The organism is Pseudolysobacter antarcticus, assembly GCF_004168365.1.
Lineage (GTDB): Bacteria > Pseudomonadota > Gammaproteobacteria > Xanthomonadales > Rhodanobacteraceae > Pseudolysobacter > Pseudolysobacter antarcticus.
Map to the genome: position 1 here is coordinate 1,652,083 of NZ_CP035704.1, position 19,037 is coordinate 1,671,119.

Annotated in this window: 10 protein-coding genes, 1 tRNA gene and 1 pseudogene; 9 read left to right on the plus strand and 3 right to left on the minus strand. The window is 55.7% G+C overall.

The genetic code is table 11. The features are described from left to right. Positions 1-198: 198 nt before the first annotated feature. The 5 genes and pseudogenes from ELE36_RS06995 (at position 199) to ELE36_RS20690 (ending at position 9,415) form a co-directional block, all read left to right on the plus strand. Positions 199-2,265 (plus strand): hypothetical protein, encoded by a 2,067-nt coding sequence (locus ELE36_RS06995; RefSeq protein WP_129832391.1) that lies wholly within the window; start codon positions 199-201, stop codon positions 2,263-2,265. A gap of 377 nt (positions 2,266-2,642) precedes the next feature. Beyond that, positions 2,643-5,237 carry a type I restriction endonuclease subunit R gene (locus ELE36_RS07000; RefSeq protein ID WP_207215883.1) on the plus strand — a complete coding sequence of 865 codons (2,595 nt, stop codon included), beginning with the start codon at positions 2,643-2,645 and terminating at the stop codon, positions 5,235-5,237. A 66-nt stretch (positions 5,238-5,303) separates the two neighbouring features. After that, a complete protein-coding gene (locus tag ELE36_RS20500) occupies positions 5,304-6,908 on the plus strand; it encodes a restriction endonuclease subunit S (RefSeq protein WP_129832392.1) in 1,605 nt (534 codons plus the stop codon). A 42-nt stretch (positions 6,909-6,950) separates the two neighbouring features. Next, positions 6,951-8,000 (plus strand): virulence RhuM family protein, encoded by a 1,050-nt coding sequence (locus ELE36_RS07010; RefSeq protein ID WP_129832393.1) that lies wholly within the window; start codon positions 6,951-6,953, stop codon positions 7,998-8,000. Next, a pseudogene (locus tag ELE36_RS20690) lies at positions 7,997-9,415 on the plus strand (class I SAM-dependent DNA methyltransferase). Before ELE36_RS07010 ends, ELE36_RS20690 begins: the two are co-directional and overlap by 4 nt. 57 nt (positions 9,416-9,472) lie before the next feature. Here ELE36_RS20690 and ELE36_RS20310 read toward each other — a convergent pair. Continuing rightward, positions 9,473-9,540, minus strand: a tRNA-OTHER gene (locus ELE36_RS20310). A gap of 129 nt (positions 9,541-9,669) precedes the next feature. On the opposite strand from ELE36_RS20310, the gene ELE36_RS07020 reads away from it, so the two are divergent. The 4 genes from ELE36_RS07020 to ELE36_RS07035 all read left to right on the plus strand — a co-directional run bounded on the left by ELE36_RS07020 (position 9,670) and on the right by ELE36_RS07035 (position 14,933). Beyond that, positions 9,670-10,971 carry a tyrosine-type recombinase/integrase gene (locus ELE36_RS07020; protein ID WP_129832394.1) on the plus strand — a complete coding sequence of 434 codons (1,302 nt, stop codon included), beginning with the start codon at positions 9,670-9,672 and terminating at the stop codon, positions 10,969-10,971. A gap of 876 nt (positions 10,972-11,847) precedes the next feature. Then, on the plus strand, positions 11,848-12,822 hold the full coding sequence (locus ELE36_RS07025) for a YncE family protein (RefSeq protein ID WP_129832395.1): 975 nt from the start codon (positions 11,848-11,850) through the stop codon (positions 12,820-12,822). Between the two features lie 4 nt (positions 12,823-12,826). Beyond that, positions 12,827-13,855 (plus strand): YncE family protein, encoded by a 1,029-nt coding sequence (locus ELE36_RS07030; protein ID WP_129832396.1) that lies wholly within the window; start codon positions 12,827-12,829, stop codon positions 13,853-13,855. A 625-nt stretch (positions 13,856-14,480) separates the two neighbouring features. Beyond that, positions 14,481-14,933 carry a hypothetical protein gene (locus ELE36_RS07035; protein ID WP_129832397.1) on the plus strand — a complete coding sequence of 151 codons (453 nt, stop codon included), beginning with the start codon at positions 14,481-14,483 and terminating at the stop codon, positions 14,931-14,933. 154 nt (positions 14,934-15,087) lie between these two features. On the opposite strand, the gene ELE36_RS07040 is transcribed toward ELE36_RS07035, so the two are convergent. After that, positions 15,088-15,930: a lipase family protein gene (locus ELE36_RS07040; protein WP_129832398.1), complete on the minus strand. Its 843-nt coding sequence runs from the start codon at positions 15,928-15,930 to the stop codon at positions 15,088-15,090. A gap of 245 nt (positions 15,931-16,175) precedes the next feature. Then, on the minus strand, positions 16,176-18,926 hold the full coding sequence (locus ELE36_RS07045; RefSeq protein WP_207215885.1) for a patatin-like phospholipase family protein: 2,751 nt from the start codon (positions 18,924-18,926) through the stop codon (positions 16,176-16,178). Positions 18,927-19,037 lie beyond the last annotated feature (111 nt).

A 19,037-nucleotide genomic window follows, 5' to 3' on the forward strand; every position in this document is an offset into this window, starting at 1 on the left:
GGCAGTCGGAAAAAAATAGGAAGAAAAAAAGACATTCGTTGGAACGAAACCGTCGTCTCCTCGTGTTACGTTTTGCAGCAGAGTCAACGCAGAGGTTCCGCATTCGCCAGAATGGGGAATATCTGAACGCTGACTTCCGGTTGAGTAGATTCGACACGAATACCAAATCGACAGCCGTCTGCAGGCCGAGGAAAAACCATGAAGCGATTTTGCAAGCTGAGCCGATATTCCATCGCCATAGCATTGTTCGGCATCTCGGCGCACGCGCAAGCGACCGACTTCAGCATTTATACGGATACTTTGCAGAACAGCTTTGAGGATTATTCCTACGGCGGCGGCAGCAATTTCACCGCGACCACGCCGTTGCATTCGGGCACGAATTCGATCGCCTTTACCGGCAACAATTTCAATGCCGTTTCGTTCGATCACGAAACGCAGGCGCTAAATACGGCGCAATACCCGCTGCTGCATTTCTGGGTGCATGGCGGCAGCAGCGGTGGCCAGCATGTGCGACTGGATCTGCAGCTCAACAACAGCCTCGTCGCCAACGCGGTGCTGGATAGCTACGTCAGTGGCGGCGCGATCGGGGCGAATGCGTGGCGCGAAGTCACGGTGAATTTTACGCAACCCCCGTTATCCTACAGCGGCGGTTTTGATCGCATCGATTTGCAGAGTGATGTATCCGGGGCGCAACCCGTTTTGTATCTCGATGATGTCGCGTTGCAGACCGCGGTGGTCGATCATATTTTCAGCAATAACTTCGAGAGCACGGTGATTGCGCCGGCCAGCAACGGCATGCTGATCGAGCACGACGTGACGGTGGCGGCGATGGTCAGCGATCGTTTCACGTGGCGCGACAGCGGCAACAAACCGCGCGTGGCAGTGCTCGCGCACAACGACGGCCAGTCTGGTCCGAACGCCGGTACGTATCAAAACCGCGGTGGCGCGTTGCGCGAATTCCGCTATCAACTGCCTGACAACTCGACGCGCATCGCGGACGTCACGACTTACGGCAACGGCGGTTATGGCGGCTTCGGTTATGTGGTATCGCACTCCAAAAATCAGTTTTGTAATGGCGATGATTCGCCGCTCGGCTATAGTATTCCGGGTGCATTCCAGCGTGTGTTCGAAGGTCGCCATCATGCGATTTTTCGCTTCACCCAGAACTACACGCACAACTGCTCGCCAGCCGGACCAGCGCAGACGATACTCGTGCCGGTCACGATCGACTGGGTTTTTTCCACCGGCCACGATCATCCATTGTGGGCGATCACGCATGACATGTCCGCGGTCGCGGCCAACTACCTCGAAGACGATTCGCGTGCGCCGTATGGCGAGCTCAATATCGATGGCGACGGTTCCACCGATATCGACGGTGTGGCGTGGGGCGATCGTTACAAATTCACCAGCACAACGGCGCCGGTGACGTTGAATAGTGCGTGGACCTGGAACACGCCGAACACCGTGCCGTACGTCAAACTCTGGCTGGTCACGAACAACGCCACGATGGGCGTGGTGCAATCGCAGAACATCGTGCAGCAGGACGCCGGCGGTTATTTCAATGTCACTGCGATGTGGAACAAGACCAGCGTCACCGTCGGTGCGAACTGCCAAGGCGCGACGTACAAAATGCCGTGCATCGATTATTGGCCGTACCAGTCGATCAATTTCAATCTTGGCCCGAGTACGTCGAACAATAATTCGCGTCTGGCGTGGGGCACTGAATACGGATTTCTCGGCCAGAGCAGTTATCACATTCATGGCAGCACGTATTGGGGCGGCCCGCTGCCCGATGCCACGCAACCCGGTTGGCCGAAGAAAAGTTACTCGACCTATGTCGTGCTCGGCACGCATTCGAGCGCACCGGTCGAGGCGCAAGTAGCGCAAGTAGAAACAGTGCAGGGCATCAGCATGACGGCGGCCATCGGCACGGTGGTAAGCAGCGGCCCGGCGGGCGTGAATCGCAGCGATACCGTGGCTTATGCGCCGGCCGGATACAACGCGGTGCGTGGCGCGCTGGCTTTGGCCGCGGTCGGCAATCAGCTCGATGCCAATATCGCGGTCGCCACCGGCACGCTGAAAAAGCCGTTGCTGATCGTCAGCAATTACAGCGGTGCGTACCCTACTACCGTGCGTTTGAATGGCACCGTGCTGGTGATCGATCAGGATTATTTCCCTTCGATGCGCAGCGATGCGCAGGAGCTGTGGATCACACTCAACAGCGATTTTTCCGGCGCATCGAACCATCTGGAAATTTTGCCGTGATCGGTAGTGCTTGAGCTGACTTTCGCTTTTATTCAACGCTTAAATCAGTTGCCGCGCGCTCGCTCGTGTTGATCACGATGCGCAGCGCGCGACGCGGTTCGTCGGCGCGGGAGTCGAACCACGTGCGGCCCTTTGCGTGTGGCGTTGAAATCGTAGTCGCATCGGGGCTTGCGAACATCGGAGTGTTCGCCGACACTCGGCGGCGAAGTGTCGCTGGATACGCAGAATCTGTTGGCTCCGTTAGATGTCCGTCTGAGCAATCCTGCAAAAAATTCTCCTGCGTATTTCGGCCATTGCCAGCACGTTGGCAAAAAGAGTGTGTCAGCGGCATCGCGGCACATTGAAACCAGCCGCAGCGTCGGCCGCAGGGAGTAGTCGTGACGCCAGAATCCAAGGCTCGACAGATCATCGACCAAAAGCTCGAAGCCGCGGGCTGGGTAGTACAGGATATGAGTCAGCTCAATCTCGGTGCCGCAAAAGGTGTCGCGGTGCGCGAGTACGCGACTGACAGCGGCCCGGCAGATTACCTGCTGTTTGTAAATCGCGAACCGCTGGGTGTGATCGAAGCCAAGCGCGATGAGGCTGGTCAAAATCTCACTGTCCACGAACTGCAGACCGAACGTTACGCCAATGCCACGCTGAAATGGCGCAGCAATCAGAAACCGCTGCGTTTTCTTTATGAGAGCACCGGCCAGATTATTCATTTCACCGATGCTCGCGATCCCGCGCCGCGCGCTCGCGAGCTGTTCCATTTTTTTCAGCCACAAACCTTGGCGGCATGGGCAGCAGAATCCGAAACGCTGCGCCATCGCCTCGCCGAAAAAATGCCGGTCTTGCCGATCCGCAATCTGCGCGATTGCCAAGTTAGTGCGGTCAGCGGTCTTGAAAAATCGCTGGCGCTGAACAAGCCGCGCGCCTTGGTGCATATGGCTACGGGCGCGGGAAAAACCTTTACGGCAATCACCTCAATTTATCGTCTTCTCAAATTTGGTGGCGCCAAACGCATATTGTTTCTGGTCGACACGCGTAACCTCGGCAAGCAGGCGCATCAGGAGTTCATGGCCTACGCGCCGCCGGACGATGGCCGTAAATTTACCGAGTTGTACAACGTGCAGCGTCTGTCCAGCAGTCACATTGATCCGCACGCGCAGGTTTGCATCAGCACGATCCAGCGCATGTATTCGATCTTGTCCGGTGAGTCGATCGATGATTCTGCCGAAGATATCTCGCTCGCCGAATTGCCGCAGACACACAAGCAAGCCAAGCCTGTTTCATATAACGCGGCGGTGCCGATCGAGACGTTCGATTTCATCGTCATCGACGAGTGTCATCGCAGCATCTACAACCTGTGGAAACAGGTGCTGGATTATTACGACGCGTTTCTGATCGGCCTCACCGCCACGCCGGACAAACGCACTTATGGTTTCTTCAACGAAAACGTCGTCGCCGAATACAGCTACGAACAATCCGTAGTCGATGGCGTCAATGTGGGTTATGACGTATTCGAGATCGAAACCCAGATCACCCGCGTCGGCGCCGAGCTGAAAGCCAAGGAGTGGATCGATCACCGCGATCGCGAAACCCGCAAAAAGCGCTGGGCCGAAACCGATGAGGACATCGCCTACACCGGCCGCGAGCTGGATCGCTCGGTGGTCAACATCAGCCAGATTCGCCAAGTGATCCAGGCGATGAAAACTGCCGTGGAAACCCGCATCTTTCCTAGCCGCAAAGAAGTACCCAAGACCCTGGTTTTCGCCAAGACCGACAGCCACGCCGATGACATCATCAAACTGGTGCGCGAGGTTTACGGCGAAGGCAACGCATTTTGCAAAAAAGTCACCTACAAAGCCGATGAAGATCCCGACACCATCCTCTCCAATTTCCGCAACGACTATTATCCGCGCATGGCCGTCACCGTCGATATGATTGCCACCGGCACCGATGTGAAACCGCTGGAAGTTTTGCTGTTCATGCGCGACGTGCGCAGCAAGGGTTATTACGAGCAGATGAAAGGCCGCGGCGTGCGCAGCCTTGATGCCGAGTCGCTGAAAAAAGTCAGCAACAGCGCCGACAGCGCCAAGACCCATTTCGTGCTGATTGATGCAGTCGGCGTGGAAAAATCGCTCAAGACCGAAAGTCGCCCGCTGGAAAAGAAGCCCGGTGTTTCGCTCGATGCCTTGCTCAAAAGTATCGCCGTGGGCGGCCGTGATGACGATACCGTGCTCACCCTCGGCAATCGTTTGGTGCGGCTCAGCAAACAACTCGATGACAAGGCGCTGACGCGCATCACGCACACCGCTGGCGGCATCGCGCTGAAAGATCTGGCGCGTGGTTTGGTGAGTGCGCTTGATCCCGATCGGGTGGTGGCCGATGCGCTTGAAACCGCCAAGGCCAGCGGCATCACGCGCAGCGAAAGCACGCTCACGGCCGATGAACTCGCCGCCGCGCGCACGCAACGTGTGGCGATCGCGTGCCAGCCGTTTGATGATCCGAAATTGCGTGACCTGATCGAATCCGCGCGCCGCGAACGTGAGCAACTGATCGACCATATCAATCTTGATCAAGTCACCTACGCCGGCTACAGCGCGCGGGCCGAAGAACAGGCGCGGGCCACGGTGCAGAAATTCAGCGATTACCTGCGCGAGCATCGCAATGAAATCGCCGCGCTGGATTTTTTCTACCAGCAACCGTATCAGCGTCGTCAGCTTACCTTCGACATGATTGCGGACTTGCACGATGCGCTCGCGCGCCCGCCGCTGATGCTCACCACCGAGCGTTTGTGGTCGGCGTATGCGCGCGTGCAGGCCAGCCAGGTGAAAGGCGTCGACACACGCCGCCAGCTTACCGATCTCGTCGCGCTGGTGCGTTTTGCGCTGGGGCTGGATAACGAACTCAAACCGTTTGCCGAAAGTGTCGACAAACGGTTTCAGGAGTGGATCTTCCGCCACAATGCGCAGCGCGCCACGTCGTAAAGCGTGGAATGTATTTGGCGAGCAGCTTGATGGGCTGCTGGCGGAAATGAATGAGGAGTTGGTAGCTTGAGTGAAGTAAGCGTACTGATGGGCTGGTCTATTGCAACAATCATGGATGTTGCGCGCTCATCAGGCGGAGGTACTCCGTCTAAGAGCGAACCGTCCTATTGGGATCAAGGGAATATCCCATGGGTTTCGCCAAAGGATATGAAGAGCTTCTTCGTAACGTCTAGCGAAGACTCGATTACTGATAAAGCACTGGTTCGTCTTACGCTGGTTCCTCGTGATAGCGTTTTGATCGTAGTGCGGTCCGGAATTCTGTCACGCACTCTCCCGGTATCTATCAACAAGATTCCTGTGACCATTAACCAAGACATGCGAGCGTTTGTGCCTAAGCAAGGTATAGATGCTCGCTATCTTGCGTGGCAATTCATCTCCAAAGAACGAGAAATTTTGGATAGTTGTGCAAAGGATGGGACGACTGTTGCAAGTATCGAAGGTCCGGCTCTTGCCAGCTTTCCGATGGCTATAGCACCGCTTGCAGAACAAACTCGCATCGTCGAAAAGCTCGAAGAGCTGCTATCCGATCTCGATGCTGGTGTGGCCGAACTAAAAGCAGCGCAGCGCAAGCTGGTGCAATATCGACAGTCGCTACTCAAGGCAGCGGTGGAAGGCGCGCTGAGCGCCGACTGGCGCGCAGCTCGACACAGCTACGATCCTTCACCACCGTCGCCATTCCTGCGAAAGCGGGGATCCGTTGGATTTGCGCATCAGGGCGTCATGGATTCTGGCTTTCGCGAGAATGACCGCCAAAGCGAAACCGGCGCCGACCTGCTGCAACGCATCCTCACCGAACGCCGCGCCCGCTGGGAAACCAAACAACTCGCCAAGTTCGCCGAGCAAGGCAAAACCCCACCCAAAGACTGGCAAGCCAAATATCCCGAACCCGTCGCCCCCAACATCACCGAGCTGCCGTCGCTTCCGAGTAGCTGGGTATGGGCCAGTCTCGACATGCTAGGAGAAATTGCGTCTGGAGTTGCCAAAGGCACCAAGCGAGCGGTAGCCGTCGTGACGCGAGAGGTTGCTTATCTTCGTGTGGCTAACGTGCAGCGGGGTTACCTCAATCTGGCCCAAGTCAAAATGATCGAAGCCACCGAAGCCGATATTCGGGAGCTTCGGCTGTTGTCCGGCGACGTACTCTTTAACGAGGGCGGCGATCTCGACAAGCTCGGCCGCGGTTGGGTTTGGCGCGGGGAAGTCCCTGAGTGCATTCACCAGAACCATGTCTTCCGCATGCGGCCATATCTCGATGCGACGCCATCCGAATTGATTTCTCACCACGGGAATACGTTCGGCAAGACTTGGTTCAAGTCAGCCGGTAAGCAGACAACTAATCTAGCCTCAATAAATATGACGATGTTGCGGGCGTTCCCAGTTCCGATTGCGCCGGAAGCCGAGAGCGTAGAAATTCTTGCGCGTCTCACGCCTGCACTCGATGCCACGACAGAGCAGCAAAAGAAGTGTCGAACGTGGATTAACACAATCCACCGCCCAACGCAAAAACATCCTCAAAGCCGCCTTCGCCGGCCAGCTCGTGCCGCAAGATCCCAACGACGAACCCGCCAGCGTTTTGCTGGAACGCATCCGCATCGAACGGATCGCAGCCGGTGAGAAGCGGGTGAGCAAAACAAAGCGAAAAACGAAGGAACGATCATGAGCGACAGCAAGGGCGAACTGATTCTGTATCGCACCGAGGATGGCCGTGCGGATATCCAGTTGCGCGCTGTTGACGGTACGGCATGGCTGACGCAGGCGGAGATCGCCGAGCTGTTTGAAACCACCAAGCAAAACGTTAGCCTGCATATCCGGAATATTCTCGATGAAGGCGAGTTGGTGGCTGAGGCAACTGTCAAGGATTCCTTGACAGTTCAAACCGAAGGCACGCGGGAGGTGAGCCGCACGGTTCAGTTGTATCGGCTGGAAATGATCTTGGCGGTGGGCTATCGCGTGCGTTCACCGCGCGGTAACCAGTTCCGTCGGTGGGCTGGTACGGTGCTCGCCGAGTACCTGGTCAAAGGCTTTGCGATGAACGACGCCCGGCTCAAGGATGCCGAGCGGGCCGACTACTTCGAGGAACTGCTGGCGCGCATCCGCGACATCCGCAGCTCGGAGAAACGTTTCTATCAAAAGCTGCGCGATCTGTTCAAGGCCAGCAGCAGCGACTACGACGGCACTGCACAAACGGCCAAGACCTTTTTTGCCACGATCCAGAACAAGCTCGTGTTTGCTGTGACCGACCACACTGCCGCCGAGCTGATCGTGGCGCGCGCCGATGCCGCGGTAGAGTATATGGGGCTGACCAACTGGTCCGGCTCGCGCATCCGCAAGGCCGATGCGGTGGTGTCCAAGAATTACCTCAGAGCCGACGAACTCGACCAGCTCAACCGTCTGGTGACACGTTTCCTCGATTTTGCCGAGGACCGCGCATTGCGCCGCATGGAAACGCGCATGGCGGAATGGATCAGTCAGACGGATCGATTCCTCACTTTCGACGAACGGGCGATCCTGAGCGGTGCGGGACATGTATCGCATGACAAGATGGAGAGCATCGTGGACGAACGCTTCGCCGCGTTCGATGCGCGCCGTCGTGAGCAGGAACGATTGGCTGCCGAGCAGGAGGCCGACAACGATATGGCCCAGCTCGAATCCGAAGCCGCAAGACTGATGCCCCACAAGAAATCGAAAGGCCCGAAGAAACCATGAACAGCAGCACCCTCGTCCAGAAGCTCTGGAATTTCTGCCACACGCTGCGCGACGACGGCGTGGGTTACGGCGATTATCTGGAACAGCTCACCTACCTGGTGTTTCTCAAGCTGGCGCACGAATACGCGCAGCCACCGCACAGCCGCGACACGCACATTCCGCGCAGTTGCGACTGGAACAGCTTGCGTACAAAAAACGGCGAGCCGCTGGAAGCGCATTACCTCACTGTGCTGCACAAGCTCGGCGACGAGCCGGGCATGCTGGGCGCGATTTTCTTCACGGCACAGAACAAAATTCAAGACCCGGCGAAACTCGCGCGACTGGTGCAGATGATCTACGAAGGCCTGCTGCAGAAGAACGCCGAAGACACCAAGAGCGGCGCTGGGCAATACTTCACGCCACGCGCGTTGATTCAAGCGATGGTGGAATGTGTGCAGCCGGAGCCGAAGAAAACGGTGGCCGATCCAGCGTGCGGCACCGGTGGTTTTTTTCTCGGTGTGTATGGATGGCTGACGCGCGAAGGCCATCAACTCAATCAGTCGCAGGCCAAGTTTTTGCGCAACGAAACGTTTCATGGCAACGAGATTGTCGCGAGTACGCGGCGCATGTGCCTGATGAATTTGTTTCTGCACAACATCGGCGATATCGATGGCGTGCCTTCGGTTGATCGCGCCGACGCGTTGATTTCTGAGCCGCAAAAAACGTTCGACTACGTGCTGGCCAATCCGCCGTTCGGCAAAAAAAGCAGCATGACCATCACCAACGAGGATGGTGAAGAAGATCGCGACGCGTTGACCTATGAGCGCTAGGATTTCTGGCAGACCACGTCGAATAAGCAGCTCAACTTTCTGCAGCACATCGTCGCCATGCTCAAGACTACTGGCCAAACTGCCGTGGTGCTGCCGGACAACGTGCTGTTTGAGGGCGGTGCGGGCGAAAAGATTCGTCGCAAACTTCTGGCTACCTGCGATGTGCATACCTTGCTGCGATTGCCTACCGGCATTTTTTATGCGCAGGGCGTGAAGGCAAACGTGCTGTTCTTCGACAACAAGCCGAAGGACGGCAAGGTGCATACCAAGGGCGTATGGATCTACGACCTGCGCACCAACAAGCACTTCACGCTGAAGACGCGCACCCTCAAGCGGGATGACTTGCAGGATTTCATCGATAGCTACCATGCACCAAATCGCCACGAACGCAGCGAAACCGAGCGCTTCAAGTATTTCGATTACGCGACCCTGACTGCGCGCGACAAGGCCAGCCTCGACATCTTCTGGCTCAAGGACGACAGCCTCGACAATCTCGACGACTTGCCCGCGCCGGATGTGCTGGCGCTGGAAATCATCGAGCATCTGGAAGCGGCGCTGGCATCGTTCAGGGATGTGGCGAGCGCTTTGCCGCGCTCGTCGCAATGAATCGGATTCGCAGAAACAACAAAGCCTGCGCAAGGCAGGCTTTGTTGTTGACGTATATGGCGTCCCCAAGGGGATTCGAACCCCTGTTACTGCCGTGAAAGGGCGGCGACAACCAGCAAAAATATTGTTCGTAAACCATTGAAAATGTTATAATAAATGCGTGGTAGTTCACGTAAGTTCATCAGGGTTCGTGCCGGTATTCGAAGGCAATCGAAGGCACCTCATGAACTATTTTCAATGATGAGGCGATAACAATGGCACGCACCCCGAAAGGTTTATCGATAGCCACCCGCGAGTCACGGTCGCGTCTGAAGTCTCGGAAGGCGCCTTACTGGCGTCAGATAATCCCAGGGCTGTTTGTTGGCTACTCAAAGCGCGTTGTTTCACACACGTGGGTTACTAAGCGCGTTGTGGATGGAAAGTACATACGCGAACGCCTTGGCGTAGCCGACGATTTCATGGACGCGGCACACGACGGTCTATCCATGACCTATATTCAGGCCGTCGCTGCGTCACAGGAGCGAGCAAGGGGGATACGCATTAGCCACGTTGAGCCGAAGGCGCAAAATGTGACCGTCAACCAGGCCCTCGACGCGTACTTCGAGGATCGGCAGCGCTCGAATCCACAAGACTCATCCGTAAAAACAGATGCGCAACAAACGGCGAGACACGTGCGGCCAATTTTGGGGCGGATGTTCGTCAATTCGATTACCGATTCGGATCTGAAGAATTGGCAGAGCAGAGTCAGGAATACTCCACCATCGGTTCGCGGACATGGCGAAGGCATTCGCAGCGCCCGTGCAGTGAATATGAATGACCCTGAGGTTCTTAGGCGCCGCACCCAGACCACCAATCGGATATGGAATACGTTTCGGGCGGCGTTGAATCATGCTTGGCGGATATCCTCCAACGGCATCATGACGCGCGACGCCTGGGCCAAGGTCAAACCTCTAAAGGTGTCGGACTCAGGGCCGCCAAGAATGCTCAGTGTAGAAGATGCGCGAGGTCTGCTCGACCATTGCGCGGCCGATTTTCGCCCCGTGGTAGAAGCCGCGCTTATGACGGGCGCTCGCTACGGTGAGATCGTGCGATTACGCGTCAGCGACTTTGACGCGGCACGTTCGGCAATTCGGATCCATCAGACAAAAACCGGTAAGACGCTCTATCAACCGTTGACAGGAGAGGGTTGTCGTTTTTTCAAAGCGCATACGGAGGGACGTTTCCCAGGCATGTTCATGTTCGCTCGATCTGACGGAGATCCTTGGGGCAAATCACATCAAGCTCGTCCCATAAAAGAAGCGGCGACCGGTGCGGGACTCTCAAATGTCAGCTTCAAAGTGACACGAGCTACCTACGGCAAGCTATTGCTGTTGGCTACAAATGACATTGAGCTCGTTGCCAAGGCGCTCGGACACAGCGATAGCCGTATCACGCGCAAGCACTATGCGCAGTACTTGCCGAACGAAGTCGCTGAAGCCGTGTTGAAAATGCCCGAGTTCGGAATCGGTGGAATCCCTCGCACGGTTGAAACTGATAGCTCTGTTGAATGCGGCTAGTCTGCCAATGAGTCGGTCGTAACCGCTTCGGCTTTTCTCCGGTGGTTCCGGTTATGGCGGGCTTGGCCGATGATTGTTTGAAGCCGCAGTCACCATTGCTCGTTCGCTAAATTATGTCTCCCCGCTCAATGCACGCCCCCTCCGGGAGGTATCTGGGACACGTCGCGCCGCATTTCCCGATAGCTGCTCGCAGGCGTGCCGAAAGGGCTGACGATACTAATTTCACTGCGAACCATCGCGGCCCGAAAACCAGGCCATCTATGAACCGCAGGAGAAATGTATGCACGTCAACCTATCCAAAAAAGCGAAGATCAAACCCGGTATCAGAAACGAAGCTACTGCATCGGAGTTACCGCGTTGCGCCGCATGTAAAAGTACACGGTTCCAGGTCACCACGCTGAAGCTGGTTAACAGCCATTCCAAATGTACTGCAGTCGTCTGTGGTTCCTGCTGGATATTGGTCGGTCCTGTAAGCTTTTCATGATCAGGGCACTGGCGTCGGGTCCTTTTCCTGAGCCATAGACGCTAGGTGCATTACGGCAGGGTGTCGATTCTCGCTTAGGATTGGGCAATTCTAGCTCGGACTTTCATTTGTGACTGAGCCCATAGAGTGCCTTCGAAAGGGCGTTGCCGCGAGGCAGTTGCCCGCTCAACTGTCGATGAGAACGAAAGCTTAATAGCTTGGGAAAATCAACATAATCTGCACCGCCGATAAATAGTCGAGTGCCAAATTACCGCTTACTTTATACTCATCAATTTAACGTCAAAGTTTGGATGTCGTGGGCAATGGGTACTCGAATTTTTCAGCATCGAAATCGTAATCTTTGGGCACTTCGTGCTTTGCTCGGAAGCACCTTTGCGTTTATAGGATGCCACTTGAATAGTGCCGCGGGAGCAACTTGGTTAACGCATTCGGTCGATATCGGGGGCGTTCCGGTAGCGTTGCGGGTTGACGCAAAGCGCGAGCGAATTTACCTATCCGTGCCTGGCAGTAACCGCGTTTTCTTTGTTGATCTCCACACACTCGAAGTCCAACGACAGGTGTACGTTGGTTTTCATCCTACGGGCATGGACCTTAGTCACGACGGCGACACGCTGTACACCGCGCTAAATCAGGCGGGTGCGATCGGCGTTTACGACCTTACAACTGACGTCGGCTACGAGTTTGACATCAGTCTCCCACTGGGCGACTCGCGGACGTACGACGTCGCTGAGGTCTCGCCGGGTATTGTCTTTGCTTCGGCCAGTCCTTGCGGTGGTGGATTTGCTTACGTAGTGCGCGCGGACATCCATGCCGCCACTGCAACCCGCGTTGCTGACCAGAACATCATACGCTGCTCTCCGGCCTTCGCTGTCGACCCCGTCGGCGCCTCATTGTTTGTTTCGAACTACGAATTTCCGTCGATCCAGGCATTTGACACCTCGCAGGTCAGCGCCCCTGTATCGTCGTATCTTCAGCCAGGGACTGGCCCCTCCATTCACGCCGGACTCGGGCTCGCCATAAATCCAACGGGAGACCGACTGTCGTTCACGGATGGGACAGTCATTCAAACACAAAACTATTCAAGCGTCGGTGACATACACGCTGGTCCTTCCGTGTTTTCCGCTGATGGGTCCTACCTTGTATCTGCATTCGGCGCGATGCCAGTGATCATCTACCGCCATAACGCGATGAATTTAGCCGCCGTGGATGAAATCGAATCCACGTGCGATCCATTCAACGGGTCAGAAATGCCTACCGCAATCCGAAATTTGCCGGGACAAGTCGGCTGGGCATTTATCTCCGGTAGTTGGCTGTGTACTCTTCAGCTAATTCCGGACGGCATTTTCCTCGATAGTTTCGACCATTAGAAACATGCGCAAACTTGCACCTATTATCTTATTTGTGGGCCTGCTGCACTCTGCCCCCGGAGCAGCGCTCGACGTTTGGGTTTCGCATCAGGTGAATTTCACCAGTGCGCCTGGCGCGGCCCGCTACGACCCCGTTCGCAGCGTCATCTATGTTTCTATTCCCGGCGCGAAACAGATCGCTGTCGTGGACCTTCATACCTATGCCGTTTCGAAGACCATCGACACGCCGGGCGATATGCCTCGGGGCCTAGATTTGAGCGCTGACTCCGAGACGCTCTACGCAGCGCTATCCCAATCGGGAAGCGTGCTCGTCTATAAAACACAAGGCGAGACCTTCAGCTCAGTCGGCATCGGCACGCAGCTGGGAAGTACCTACACTTGGGACATCGCGGAGACATCGCCCGGCGTTGTGTTTGCATCCGCAGGCGAAGGCGATGGCGGCCTTAGCTACATAGCCCGTCTCGACCTCAACACGATGACAGCCACGCGCGTGGCGAACAACCAAATCATCAGAGCCTCACCTATCTTTGGTAAGGACCCTACCGGCAATGCGCTGTACATTGGTGAGGGATTTTTCCCCAACTCTCTATACAAGCTCGATATCACTCAGGATTTGGCGCCGATTTCTATGACTGCTCCGTTCGATAGCCTAGTCAATATCGACATCAGTATTGCCGTAAGTCCAGACGGGCAGAAACTGGTGCTCGGGGGCGGGGAGGTGGTTCGCGCTAGCGAGCTGACGGAGGATGGATACGTGGGCCCCGGCGTTGCTGTCTACTCAAAGGACGGCGCGAGTATCGCCTCTGCTTACGGTAACGCACCTTTGGCAATTCACCGATTTGATACCGCGCGGCTCGACGAGATGGAAATAGTGCCGACGAGTTGCAACTTCGAGAATTATTTGTCTCCTCCCGAAATCCCCACCGCTATTGTTAACCTAGAACCTGCCGGCGGGTGGGTGGTGATCGCCCCGAACATGGTATGCATCACTCAACGAGTGCCCGACGAGATTTTCGGGGGTGCTTTTGAATAGGCTGTGGGCGAGGGCCCAAGGACGTGTCAGTAGGTTGTGCTGCCCGATGACCATTAGGCGCTTCCTCGTACTCTTGGTCTTGCTCTTCCTATGGGGGCCGATGACGTTAGCCAGGGCAGGCTGGGTCTTTGCATCGCGAGATATGGGGTATGACCTAAGCTCCGTGCGGGTGGACGCCGCTCGCAACGTCATCTATGTGGCGGCGCCGTTGAGCAACCGCGTGCTCGTGGTAGACATGGCGACCCTAGGACTCGTGCGGGAGATCTACGTGGGCTTTCATCCTAATGGCATCGACCTTAGTTCGGACGGGACGATGCTATACGCTGCGTTAAATGCAGCAGGCTCCGTCGGTACATATAACCTAGACACGGGTGTTCAGCATGAAATCGACATCAGCGTCGCTTTAGGAAGCGCGTATACCTGGGATGTGGCTGAAGCAATTCCGGGAGTAGTATTCGTGTCTGCCCGACAGGGAGGTTCCGCAGGGCCTCCTGTCGTGCGCGTGGTCGTCGCTACGCAGGCGACATCAACCGTCGCAAACGGTCACTCAGTAGGCGATACGCCAAACTTCGGTAAGGACCCTGTCAGACAAGTACTGTACGTCCCTACGAGTGGAGGGGGACTAATGAAGCTCGATGTTTCGTTACCGAATGCGCCTATCGTCTACCAGGCACCTCAGTATCTTTATAGTAGCGGGGCAAGTACCGCAATCAGCCCGAATGGCGAGCGTCTTGTGCTCAGCGATGGTGAAGTGTTGAGAGCCACCGAGCTCACGGAAGATGGGGCCGTAGGGAAGGGGGTTGCGCTCTTCAGTGACGACGGAAATCAAATCATCTCAACCATTGGTCCGCAGATTATGGTCAATCGCTATGACGCGCGCACGCTTGACCTGATCGAGAGCATTCAAACGCCGTGCCGCCTTCCCAACCCCTCGAATTCGCCTTTTCCAATTTCGCCAATCGCCATTCAGGTGCTGCCAAATAATTACGGTTGGGTAATCATAGGAGGTCCCACAATCTGTTTGATCCACCTCGCGGACGGATTGTTTCAGTCAGGATTCGAAATACCAAGCCATTAGCAAATTTCCGTGGGATTACTGGTGGCGAGTTTCGGTCTCGATTTACCCAAATGCCGAATATTTTTACACGTGGCGCAAGTTAATCGCCACGACAGAATCCGGCATTTCAATCGCAATCGCAATCGCAATCGCAATCGCATTTGGAGGAGGTTCCTTAATTCTTTCCAAGCACGCAAGGTATCGAGGCAAGGTTCACGCCCCGCGTTGTTGTGAAATCCAACATAGCTGCATAGCAATAGGCATGATGATTGCAAAAAATGTCGAACTTAATTTGCGCCTGGGCCGTTGACGAGGTTATCCAGGTAGAGCTTGGAAGCGCCTGGAATCCGAACAAGAGTGGTACAGTCAATGGAATGTGCGGGACGATGTCTCGGCTGTAATTGTAGACCATGTAATTGGCGGTTCCAACGAGAGTGTCCACAGCTTTCGCGTAGTCGGCATCACCCGGTCTTGGCGAGGCAAAAAGAGAACCGAAAACAGTGAATTTTCCATTGCCAATGCGCGCTAAGTCTTCCATCAGATAAGTGCCTATCGCGGCGCCCAAGCTGTGTCCAACTACGGTGATGGTTGATCCATCTGGCAACGCCGACGCAATTCCTTGGGCCGCCGTAACTTTTGTCGACAAATACTGCATCGATTCATAGATCGAATAAAATCCTTGCTCGACTTTTCCAACCAGTGGTCCATCGACGAGAACCGCGTCAAGGTTTTCGATCCATTCAACGATTTTCTCGGTCCCTCGCACGACTGCGATGTAATTCGTTGGGTGGCTCACTGAAGAGGCAAGAAAGCCGTAGTAAAGCCGTTGGCCAAGTCCGATCTTCTGGCCACCGAACACTGCATCCAGGCCAGTCAAATAGCCCACCAGATTCCATCCGCCACCCATGCGCGCATCAGGCGGTGGATTCAGTACCTGAAGATTGGGATCTAGCATGTCCTCAGCGTACATAGCTAGCAACGCAAATTGTGCTGCTTGTTCATCGTTGATTCTCGTCATAAACCCTCCAAAGTAAGATCAATGCAATCCCAAAAACATGCTATCTATTTCCTCCGCACTTCATTTATTTATCCGATCCAATTCTTATTCGGGAGTAAATGCCCATCGAGCAATATTAGTTAGTAGAAAACCAAGCGCTATTCACCTTCGAGCTGCGCACTCATCGCTACCTTCGCCGCTATTGATCTTCGTGCTAGTTACCGGCCTGTAGTTGAGTGCCTTCGATCTATGCTTGCGATGGGGATTTACGCTAGGATATTACCTATCGAGTGAATCGCTGTGCTCGCATCAGCGGTCTGATGCTGCACCTGCGACGGACTTGACGACATTGGCACTCCTACCTCCTTGAGTGCGTCACGAGCAATGGCCCATCCGAGTTCGCGATAGGCCTCAACTTGCGTTTCGTCGAAGAACTGATCGGCTGTGGTCTCGTTCGGAAAGTCCGGATTGAGTCGCTGATACGTCCGCACGTCCTCCGGGACCGACTTAATCGGTGTCGCCTGCAAGTAGAGGAGCCAACCAGCCTCGGCAACTGCACCGCCAATGTGGGGATACCCGATGCGTGCGATAGCAAATCCTCGATCCGCAAAGGGCGGATTGACGTTGTGCGACGGTCGCTTCGGCCGGATGTCATCGATGGAGTAGTTCGTATCGAAGTCGAATCCAACCCCGAAATCAACGCGCACCTTCTCCACCAAGTTACCTAGGTCCTCCATCTGGAATTCCACATCAGCGCCCGCTGAGACGATTACGATCAACTTACACCGCCTCCGGATGAGTTCATAGGCGCCGAGGTTTTCGAAGTGGCCGCCGTCACACAATTCGATGAACAGGGCCTCTTCGTTCGATCCGCGACCGAACAATCCCCCTTGAATTCCAGGACGGATGAAATTGGGGGTTCGTCGTTTCTGGTCCGAATTGCCGGACTTCGCGAGCCATTTTGGATTCACGAACCAGCATCCGAGCCGTGCCTGAACCAGAAACATTAGAAACGCTACTAGGCGATTGCGGGTGATACCTCGTCCGTCGCAGCCAGAGTCCGGATTCACTGCGGCCGCGGAAACTGCCATCGCGGTCGCGAGGGTGAGCGTGCCGTGCGCGAATTTTTCGGTCGCCGCCAACCCGGTTGCGTCACTTCCGCAATACTTCGGAGTCAGGATGAAATTGTCGCCTCCGCGCCCGCGGAAGCGGTCTTTCCTGGCATCGACGAGAATCGCGTTAGTGTTGAAAATGGGATAAAGACTCTTCGGCTTGCGGCCTTTTGCAGGCCAAAGTTCGGAAAGAAGCCCATTAGGTTTTTCCTTCAAAGCGGAAGACCCGGATATTTGCGGTATTGCTGCCGCCCCCACCTTGATGTAATCCCGTTCCGCTTGATCCGCCAGATCCCACTGGTTTTGTTCAACATCTTGCGGATCCGGCAAGAAGCTCTCCATTAGGCGGTCGCGATACATGCGACCGAGATTAAACAGGTTGAGATTTGTGAACCACATGAACGCGAAAAGCACCAAAGCCGTGGCCGCGATATACACGGCTTTCCATATCCAATCCCCGCCCTGGGAGAAGATCAGGCCGGCAAGCCAATAAGCAGAAAGCGCCATCCCGAGAAGTAGGATGACGATGGACGCATAGACGCGCAATTCGCCACTGATGCCGGACACCGCGGTCTGCTTGCCGCGACCGAGTGTCGCTTGGTAGGCCGCTCCAGCGATGCCCAGTAAATCAGTTATTGGAATAGTCAACCGCCCCACCGATTGAAGCGCGAAATAGATCCAGGGCAATACGCACACTACCGTCACCACGATGCACGCCGCGAGTAACGCGCCAAGTTTCTGTTGAAGGCGCACCCTGATACGGTAAGGCCATACGTCATCGTGCTCCGTGATGACCCATCCTAGGATCGCTCCGTTCAGGAGTGCGAGCACGACGAGTGGCACGGCGACGGGGAACAACACGTTGAGCGACGGACACCACGAAAGGGACGACCAGCCAAGCGCGGCCAACGCCAGACCAATGCTGATGGCACCGTATCCGATCTGCGCCATGCGCCGTCGACTGGCGAGATATGTAGCGAAACTGTAGTTCAGCGCGAGCGCGAGCAATGTTGTCGCCATGGAAGAGACGGTCCAGAAGCGAAGTTGCCCTCCTGAATCGGTCGAGCTAGCGCCTGCCTGCCAGATCCCTAAGGCGTAGGGCACTATCGCGAAGAGCACTAGGAGTGAGAAATATAGCGCCACGCTTACTAACGCGCCACGCGCGGCGACTCCGACCAATGAAAGCGTGCCGATCCCGCTCGGCTGCAGGTAGTTGCCGTGTTGCCTGATGAAATCAAACCAATTGAATTTCTGCGTGTTGCCGCCTTTGATCTCGCGCACACCCCGGCCTTCGTGCCCGAGCTGATCTGCCCAATTATCCGGATGCCGTGCGCGGAGCCATTGGATTGCTGCGCCGAGATAGCCGCCCCCCGACACGGTCGAGAGGTAGTGGAATTTCTCCAGCACTTCCGAATGTATGAGGGCCTGTACCACCCCCAAGGCAAACGAAGCCGAACGAATTCCCCCGCCCGATAGTGCAAGGCCAATGGCCTCGCCAGGCTTGACACCGAGGTCGGCATTTTCCTTCTCAAGGACGGCGGCCATGTCGATGTCCTCGAAGCCATTTCCGCTGCGAACGCGTGCACCGGTATATTTTGAGTTACCTCGTCGGTCTGATGAAGTGATCGGCATCGACGCATCGTCGTACTGCGCCCGAATTTTCGCGCGTTGCCAGGGGCCACCAACATGCGTGCGCGCGGCCTCCCAGCCACTATGCAAATCCTGCAGTTCCGAGAGCGTGGGATCGCGCTCCAGTAAGTGATTTAGCGCAATGACTTTGGAAATCTCATCGATCTCGTGGTTGCCTCCGCAAAGCAATTGAAAGTGACCCTGGACATGCAGCACCAAAAGTATCGGACGGCTATCTGCAAACGCATGTGAGCATACAAAAGCAGGAATTTTCATGGCTACTATGCCTTCTGATTCCTTTTTGGTAGGTTTTTTCGACATTGGGAGCGAAATTGCCTCATACGATAAGGGAGCAAACAGCCCGACGGACCTGCACGTGTGTTTGAC